Raw genomic sequence first — 503 nt, 5'->3', positions numbered from 1 at the left:
AATGGCTTTAATCCTTGATTTATAGCTTCTAAAAATGAAACTGAAAAGGAAGATTTACCGTTATGTAAGCCAAGTTCAAAATGATTTTTAGCCATAAATTCAGCATACTGATCATTTTGCTTCATAAGATTTATTTTGATATGTTTATATTTATCTTTTATAAACAAAGTTCCTGAACTTTGTGTTATCCTTGAAAACGAAATCTGAATATCAAAGTCAAAATGATTATCATAATAATTTAATGCTTCCAACAAAAGAGTAAATCCTGTATAATTATTGGCACGATGATTATAAAGAAATGAAGGAATACTATATTTATCAGCTTTAACAACATCAACAAAATCAACGAATGGATAAATTATATCAAAATGTATATCATCTTTTAAAATTTTATTTAACAGTTTAGAGTTAGCTTCACTATACGTATAATTTGCTTCAGCATTAGAGTAAACGGCATAAAAAATATTTTTAACTAAATTTTTATAATTATCAAGTTTGCCTTC

At 25.0% G+C, this 503-nt stretch carries 1 protein-coding gene; it reads right to left on the bottom strand.

Annotated elements, in window-relative coordinates:
- On the bottom strand, nucleotides 1-503 hold a 503-nt coding region (locus ACP5S8_RS08580; protein WP_461876518.1), incomplete at both ends, for a hypothetical protein.

It is taken from the genome of Hydrogenobaculum sp., assembly GCF_049967395.1.
Taxonomy (GTDB): Bacteria; Aquificota; Aquificia; order Aquificales; family Aquificaceae; genus Hydrogenobaculum.
Note: the sequence above shows the minus strand (reverse complement) of the source record. Positions and strands in the feature narration are given on the sequence as shown.